At 44.6% G+C, this 2,853-nt stretch carries 6 protein-coding genes; 1 reads left to right on the top strand and 5 read right to left on the bottom strand.

What is annotated here, in order from left to right; genetic code table 11:
* Positions 1–78 precede the first annotated feature (78 nt).
* On the bottom strand, positions 79–657 hold the full coding sequence (locus APA10_RS14730; RefSeq protein ID WP_006115867.1) for a DUF488 domain-containing protein: 579 nt from the start codon (positions 655–657) through the stop codon (positions 79–81).
* 35 nt (positions 658–692) lie between these two features.
* Here APA10_RS14730 and APA10_RS11505 point away from each other — a divergent pair, with 35 nt between their 5' ends.
* The gene (locus tag APA10_RS11505) at positions 693–908 is read left to right on the top strand and encodes a hypervirulence associated TUDOR domain-containing protein (RefSeq protein WP_010512346.1); all 216 of its coding nucleotides are present in this window, start codon (positions 693–695) and stop codon (positions 906–908) included.
* Positions 909–921: 13 nt separating this feature from the next.
* Here the strand turns inward: APA10_RS11505 and APA10_RS11500 are convergent, their stop codons facing one another.
* The 4 genes from APA10_RS11500 to APA10_RS11485 all read right to left on the bottom strand — a co-directional run.
* Positions 922–1,194: a DUF1971 domain-containing protein gene (locus APA10_RS11500; RefSeq protein ID WP_023524174.1), complete on the bottom strand. Its 273-nt coding sequence runs from the start codon at positions 1,192–1,194 to the stop codon at positions 922–924.
* Complete coding sequence (locus APA10_RS11495; protein ID WP_003631279.1) at positions 1,191–1,580, bottom strand: PAS domain-containing protein; 390 nt, start codon at positions 1,578–1,580, stop codon at positions 1,191–1,193. The genes APA10_RS11500 and APA10_RS11495 overlap by 4 nt, the downstream gene beginning before the upstream one ends.
* Before the next feature lie 61 nt (positions 1,581–1,641).
* The gene (locus tag APA10_RS11490; protein WP_035366757.1) at positions 1,642–2,007 is read right to left on the bottom strand and encodes a DUF488 domain-containing protein; all 366 of its coding nucleotides are present in this window, start codon (positions 2,005–2,007) and stop codon (positions 1,642–1,644) included.
* 6 nt (positions 2,008–2,013) lie between these two features.
* Positions 2,014–2,853, bottom strand: an 840-nt coding sequence (locus APA10_RS11485) for a hypothetical protein (RefSeq protein WP_250698539.1), incomplete at its 5' end; no start/stop codon positions are given.

Genomic DNA, 2,853 nt, shown 5'->3' with positions numbered 1-2,853 from the left:
AATAGAATCATACAGAAGACCTCAAAACCAGGGGGTTTTTAGAACCCTCCAGGTTCCGATGGAATATTCTGATTTTTATTATGACTTCTCATCATTTTGGACACATACGGACTCTGGAAGAGGATACGTTAAACAACCTGTTGGTTCGACAACAGCACCAGGCGTAAGAACGCCTTCCTGCGTGTTCGTCAACGACAGGATATGGATCACCGTCAAACCTTTAGAAAGAAGATAATCTGAAATAATGCGCCGATGACACCGCCACCAAAGAACCTCTGCGCACATTAAAACAACCGTTTCATATCGGCTCGCTTCGATTAAAGTTGCTAGACCTTTCTGAAATTCATCGCTTAAAGCATAGTCGGCATAATTATGAAAACTTTGCACACGCCAGAATGCATTAATCGTAGGTGCAACGGTTCTGGACCGCGGACGTCTCCCGCCTAACTCCGGAAAATGACGATAAATAACGTTTACTTTCCCAAGCGCTTCAGACAGGACATTACCATTGTAATCCCGATTACGCCTGGAATACGGAAACGCACGAACATCCGCCACGAATGTAATATGATAATGACAAATAAGTGTTATAAATTCGTCAAGGGAATGCGTAGAGTGACCAATCGTATAAATCGTCTTACATTTAACCTTGGTCATTTTACAGTGTCTTCGGTTGCATAAGGAAAATTACCATGTCTTCACAAACCTTCAGAATTGGCGACATTGTTTCATGGAACTCTGAAGCCGGTTATGTCACAGGTAAAATTACGAAAATTCACACATCACCATTTCTCGTCAATGGGTATCATCATCATGCGTCAGGCCAGGAACCTCAATACGAGATTGTCAGTCAGAAAACTGGGCATATAGCATTTCACAAAGGGTCGGCCCTACAGCTACAGATGTAAGTGTTCATATACTTCACAAAGAATGAACTGGATCAGAATCGTAAAACTCCAGTTTTAGCCGGACCAAACCAGATAATTTTAGGTAATGCGTCTGCTCCGGTTTGATAAGGCCTGGTTCACAAGGTGTCAGATGCCTGACTTCTCCAGTGTCAACGTACACGAGCGTCGCAGTTCCTTCCAGAATACGGATAACTGCCCATACGCCAGCCTTCGTGGCATGACGCTGACGCAGACCTGCGGGAAGAGTTATCGCATTGAACTCCGACGTAATACGATACGGTTTCATGGCTGCTTCCTGATATCACGAAAAACAACCTTTATCGCATCGATATTTCCACTATGGTTTCTTATGATATCCATATTGAATACAACAACAATCTGCGAACCATTCCGTCTTAAAGCCGGCACGGTGAGTGTACGATCTGAATTAAAACCTGTTACTCCCTGCTCCACGACATAAGACCAACCTTTCCAGTGCCGTTCACGTAATTTTTCCGGTATAATCAGATCAAGTGACTTCCCAATAGCTTCCTCCGCCGCAAAACCAAACATCTGAACTGCGTTGTCATCCCACAACTCGATGATGCCTGAGCGATGGACCCGGACAATCGCATCGTCACAAATAATGGGAGAATTCTTTTGATCTGTTTCAGCAAAACTTAAATTCGGCATGGAACATAATTCCTAAAAACGTGATAACGGATGAATACTTTTTATACGTTAGCGTCAATACCTATATGTCCTGCTCATCCAGAAATTTCTGGAGAACAAGAGCGTGATTATGAAGCGGATCATGCGCAGCATAAAGAAGAGTGATCCTCCCTTTTTTCATAAGGTTCTCAAGTTTTTTGATGTCGGAATTTCCTTCAGAAAGCTCATGACGATACCTCAGTTTGAATTCATCCCAGTGAGCCGGGTCATGAGCAAACCAGTGTCGAAGATCGGAGCTTGGGGCAGCATTCTTTAACCAATAATCCATTTTAACATCTGATTTGTGCAACCCTCGAGGCCATAATCGATCCACAAGAACACGAACGCCATCTATTTCCGAAGGCAGATCGTAAACTCGTTTTATCCGAACGTCGTGTCGAGATTTCATGACAGACTAATCCTTTTTGGTGTCCAGAGACACACTCCTAAAAAGTCTTTGTGTCCATAGCGGGTAAACCAGCAGAAAATATTTCCATATTTTTCTCTGACTCGATGTTAATGGACGTGCAGGAACCAGAATACACTCGCGTAAACTAGTATCAGCATCATCAAGCCAGTATTCATAGATAAACAGAACGACACCAAATGCGAGAAAAACAAAGCCAAAACTCGCCCACGTCCATATAAATGTGGCCCCCGTTGGTGTATTCCCAACCAACGGTTCATACGGCCAGTTCTGCGTCCATGAATAGGTCTCGCCAGGGCGATGCGCCACAGTCGTCAAAGCTGAATACATGAGAAAATCGGCTGTTTTTAACGCAAGCGCTGGCGTGAGAGCCTGTGTCGCATTCCAGCCGGAAGAGCGGTCTGTCCTAAGAAACGACGCCGCTGTTTCATCACGTATTTTTACAAAAGCGTGGGATACGGCATCGGGTAACACAACCGTGTCTTGTGTCAGATCGATGCCACGAAGATCCTCACGCATATGGGTTGTCGCAACCGTCTGCTTTTCCGGAGACAGATGGGAAAAGGTCCTCTCTCCGACATCGTGTGCATAATTTTCCCGTGTTGAAAGCGCAACATTTTTTAGTAAGGATGCTGTGTAATCTTCTCCATAATACGAGCCCATACCATACAGACTGCCATAATCCATCAGGTCTGCTTTCTGGAACCCGCCTTTACCAGCGATAATGTCATCTGCAGTCATGATGACATCCCCGGACCGGGAAACAAATCTCTGAGAGCCTGAATCAGAAAGCGGTTTGATTGATTTTTCGCAGAACTCTGCGGATAT

This window comes from Acetobacter pasteurianus subsp. pasteurianus LMG 1262 = NBRC 106471, from assembly GCF_000285275.1.
Classification (GTDB): Bacteria; Pseudomonadota; Alphaproteobacteria; order Acetobacterales; family Acetobacteraceae; genus Acetobacter; species Acetobacter pasteurianus.
This window is presented reverse-complemented; position numbering and strand designations above follow the sequence as displayed.